The organism is Acinetobacter sp. ANC 5378 (genome assembly GCF_013004315.1).
GTDB lineage: Bacteria > Pseudomonadota > Gammaproteobacteria > Pseudomonadales > Moraxellaceae > Acinetobacter.
Genome location: NZ_JABERK010000045.1, coordinates 1 through 4,233, shown reverse-complemented (window position 1 = coordinate 4,233; position 4,233 = coordinate 1). Strand labels below are relative to the sequence as shown.

Here is a 4,233-nt window from a genome sequence, read left to right as displayed (position 1 = left end):
TGAGATAAAACAAAGTAAAAACAAAAGAAAAAGCCCTGAACATCTTGCAACATTCAGGGCTTTCGCTTTATATTCAGCGGTACGCAGTTATTTGATGTTGTAGCATCGAATAACGAAGATCATAAGGTTTGGCGACCGTTATGATTTCACACTAAGGCTTGTACCTGAACTCTATTTTCACAAGAAAAACTGTTTAGTTCAAGACCTAATATGATAAGTCTTCGTTAATACGTGTTTTAAATCATCAAATAAGTATCCTAGATCGAGCTTTGCCCGCTTCTGCGTGTCCGTTTTATACGTTTAGGCATGTGGTGTGGGTGGATGGAATTAAGCGACGCTAGCGCACCACAGCGATTGTTTTAGAGGGATATAAGAATATCTAAGGCAAGAGTTGCTACTAGGGGAAATCGACAAAGCAACAACGTGATGAGTAGTTCAGTGATGCTTTAAATTGTATGTTGGGGAAACCCTCACAGAGATAAGTGATCTGATCGGTTTGAGAACGTGTCGATGCGGTGTGTGAATCGTAATCTCAGCCTGTGTAGGAAAGCACAATTACCTACTGTCGTGGACGACCGATGCGTGGCTCCGTCAGCCCAAAATTGGTATTCGGCAATACTTTAAGAGCAAGCAGTTTTTGCAGGCTCTTAGGGTGAGTATTGCCGAAACTCACTCAACGTTCACCATCAGCCCAGAGGGCTTGCCCGAAGGCTGTGGTGATCTTGAGTGAGTAAGAGCATTTTTTTAAGGCTTTTGATTTTATTTGATATATATTTCTGTATAGTTTTACTGAACGAATTGCTGTATATTAAAACTATACAAAGGATGATTTTTTGTGATTGTAGATTTTAATCATAAGGGACTGGAACGATTTTTTAAAACCGGTTCTACAGCAGGTATTCAGTCTGTTCATTCAACAAAGTTAAAAAGACAATTAACTGCTTTGAATGAAGCCCAAAGTATTGATGAAATGAATTTCCCCGGATGGAAGCTTCATCCTTTAAAAGGTAAATTAAAAGATCATTGGGCAATTACAGTTAATGCTAATTGGCGCATGACTTTTATTTTTAAAGACGGTAATGCGCATATTGTGGACTATCAGGACTACCATTGAGGTGAATATGATGATGAATAATCCAGCTCATGCAGGTGAGTTAATTTCAGAGTGGTTAGATGGTTTAAAAGAAGAAGGACAAGCGATCACTATTACCGAACTTGCTGAACGTATCCAAGTGACACGTCCATTACTTTCTCGAATTATTAATGGCAAAGCACCAGTGACCGCAGATGTAGCTTTACGCTTGCATGATGCTTTGGGAATTAGTGCAGACTTGTTAATGCGTGTTCAATCAAAGCATTCACTTTGGATAGAATCACAAAAACAGCGTCCGCAGATTCAACCATTTTTTGTTAGTTGTTAACTAAAAATTTATATTTTCTTTATACTTGATTATAGTTTATTGATTAAAAATAAGATTTTTGATTATGGTTGATGGAAAAGCTTTACTTTTACAAGCAAAAATTTCTCGAAATGATTTAGATATTTTTGAGAATAAACTTTTAGATTTATGCCAACAGTATTTTTTAGATCCATTAAAGTCAGATCTTTTAATACCGAGTCGTTTAAAAGATATAGTAAAAAAATATCAAGAAAAACAAAGTTTAAGTAGATTTGAGAAAGCATATATTCATGAATATATGCTTAGATCTTTAAATGGCTTTTTACCTGATTTTCAGAAAAAAATTAGAAATAAAGTGGAATTAGAGAGAGTTTCAGAAGAAAAAGTTCGTCAAGAAAAGTTGAGACAAGAAGCTATTGAAAAACAAAAGTTACTTGAATCAGATCCTGTATATATTGCAAAGCAAAAAGAACAAGCATTACTTAAAAAATATGAAATTAATGAATATATATCAGGCGCATTACCAATAGAACTTTCTGAGATTTTAAGTAAGTTAGATAGGGAAATAAGGCTTTCTCAAGATGAAGCAGTTTGGTTAAACACTTTAGGAAAGAAATTTTTTAGTAGTAAGGTTCGTCATAAATTTCATCGTTTAGAAGCTAATTATTATCTTCAAGAATATAAGAAAAATGCCAAAAATATTTGGAATGCTATTAATGCGAGTAGCCAATTAAGAAAGTGTCAGGCTAGTTTAGAAGCAGAGGAGCTTCTTGAAAGTATTACTGTTTCTGATAAAAAAGATAAAAAATTATTATCTGCTTATTTCACAACATTAGGAGGTGTTAGACGTGATCTTAGAAAAGTTAATGTCGCAATAGATAATGCTTCCAAAGCTCATAATTTAATTCCAGATAATTATCGTCCATGTACTTTATTGGGGGCTATTTATATGGAAACATACCAATATACACTGGGGCATGAGTGGTACGAGAAAGCTAGTGAACGTGGAGCAACAAATCAATCAATTAATGCGGATCTAAAAAGCATTATTTCTAAGATGGATAAAGCTAAACGTAATGAAATGATTGAACACTTATTAAAGTTGGATCATCAAGCATATTCATGGTTAAAGTCTTTAAAAGCAGCTGTAGTAAATAATCCGAAAATTAAACAAAATAAGGTTGAGCAGACAGTAAAAGCTCAAAAGAAAGTATCGCCCCCACAGAGTAAAAAGACTGTTCAAAATAAACAGCCTAAAGATTCTGAAAAAAGTTTGCAGAGTCTTTTAGAACAAGGGGCTAAGGCACATAATTTAAAAAAGCCTGCTAGCCTATCAAAACCCTCATGTATGAAACCTAAGAAGAAGTAATGTTTAATTTTTCTAAAATTAACATAATGCACATTATACGAAATTCAAATTTTATTTCTTTAATTTTCAATGATATAGTTAAACCTTATAAGCCCCTTTTCTCCAATCGGGGCTTTTTTTATCTTTTCTCACGTTCCACGCTTAATAAGTGAACAATGTTCCATGGTTTTCATTAGTTGGATTAAAGAATGTCAGTACTCTAAACTTTTAGAGTAAATCTTTAAGATTCTCTTTAGTTAAGTGTTCACCAGCATTTTCATTAAAACCAGCATTCGATTTTTTTGAATCTGAGTCAATTCTATCTAAAGCTTTAGCTTTAATATCTTTCACTACAGGTTGAGTAGTTAACTGAACTTTTTCTGTGGTTGGACTAAAACTGTCTTTGTATTTTTTGTAACTTTGTCCGACTGCTTGACCGCTTACTTTAATATCAAATTTTGTTTGCACTAAATCAGCTATGTCTTGCCATGTATAAACTTGAGATGGATCATCTCTAGATTCAATAATGAATCGAATAGCATTCCTACTTAGTAATTTTCTTGCCATAAGATGTCCCTTCGTACTGACTTAAAGTATTTTAAACCAAATTCAACCATCATCTAAACCATTTGAAAGCATTTTCAACTATTTTAAACCATTTAAAAGAAAACTAGAGTACTTTTTAAAGCATATTAAACCATTTGAAAGTATCTGAAAGTAAGTGGGCATAAAATCCATAATTACAGCGAAATTTACTTTTGTTTTTTGATCGCAGGATAGGCTTAGGCCGTCAAAATGGCGTCATTTTATATAATTTTTTGAAATATACTGTTGTTAGTTAAAAATTAGCTTGGGAAAAATGATGTCTGTATTGACCATTCTTGAAGCATCAAAGAAATTTAATATCGGTAGAACGACAATTTATAAAGCCATTAAAAGAGGTGAGCTAACTCCTCAATTAAGTGAATCAGGCGTACAGATGATTGATCCTCAAGATATGATCCGATTATTTGGTAGTCCTAGCAAAAAAACTGTTTCTGTAGACAGTAATTCTACTGTTTCAGTGAACAATGATGATTTAGTGCGTGAACTGCGTTTACAGATCGAGGAACTGAAACAGGATAAAGCGTTCCTGAAACAAGAGATATCAAGCGTTAGACGTGATTTTGATGACTTCAAACTACTAATAGAACACAAGGCAAAAACAGAAGTGACTGAAACAGCCGAAACTGTATCTAAACAGGATGTGAGCAGTTTTGGTGAGCAGAAAAAACAAGCTTGGGAACAGGTAGAAACACCATCACAAACTCACCAGGAAGAACCTAAAAAACTGGCAGTATTTTTAAGCCGTTTATTAAAACTGAGATAAAACAAAGTAAAAACAAAAGAAAAAGCCCTGAACATCTTGCAACATTCAGGGCTTTCGCTTTATATTCAGCGGTACGCAGTTATTTGATGTTGTAGCATCGAATAACGAAGATCATA

The 4,233-nt window shown here is 33.8% G+C and carries 5 protein-coding genes; 4 read left to right on the top strand and 1 reads right to left on the bottom strand.

The genetic code is table 11. The features are described from left to right. The first annotated feature begins 835 nt into the window (after positions 1-835). From HLH16_RS10015 to HLH16_RS10005, 3 genes are all read left to right on the top strand, one after another. A complete protein-coding gene (locus tag HLH16_RS10015; protein WP_171529201.1) occupies positions 836-1,114 on the top strand; it encodes a type II toxin-antitoxin system RelE/ParE family toxin in 279 nt (92 codons plus the stop codon). A 10-nt stretch (positions 1,115-1,124) separates the two neighbouring features. Then, entirely contained in the window at positions 1,125-1,421 is a 297-nt protein-coding gene (locus HLH16_RS10010; RefSeq protein ID WP_214646677.1) for a HigA family addiction module antitoxin, read from the top strand. A 64-nt stretch (positions 1,422-1,485) separates the two neighbouring features. Then, positions 1,486-2,769: a hypothetical protein gene (locus HLH16_RS10005; protein WP_214646676.1), complete on the top strand. Its 1,284-nt coding sequence runs from the start codon at positions 1,486-1,488 to the stop codon at positions 2,767-2,769. A 207-nt stretch (positions 2,770-2,976) separates the two neighbouring features. Here the strand turns inward: HLH16_RS10005 and HLH16_RS10000 are convergent, their stop codons facing one another. Continuing rightward, positions 2,977-3,315, bottom strand: coding sequence for a hypothetical protein (locus HLH16_RS10000; RefSeq protein ID WP_171529200.1), 339 nt, complete (start codon positions 3,313-3,315; stop codon positions 2,977-2,979). A gap of 295 nt (positions 3,316-3,610) precedes the next feature. Here HLH16_RS10000 and HLH16_RS09995 point away from each other — a divergent pair, with 295 nt between their 5' ends. Continuing rightward, positions 3,611-4,117: a plasmid replication DNA-binding protein gene (locus HLH16_RS09995; RefSeq protein ID WP_214646675.1), complete on the top strand. Its 507-nt coding sequence runs from the start codon at positions 3,611-3,613 to the stop codon at positions 4,115-4,117. Positions 4,118-4,233: the final 116 nt, after the last annotated feature.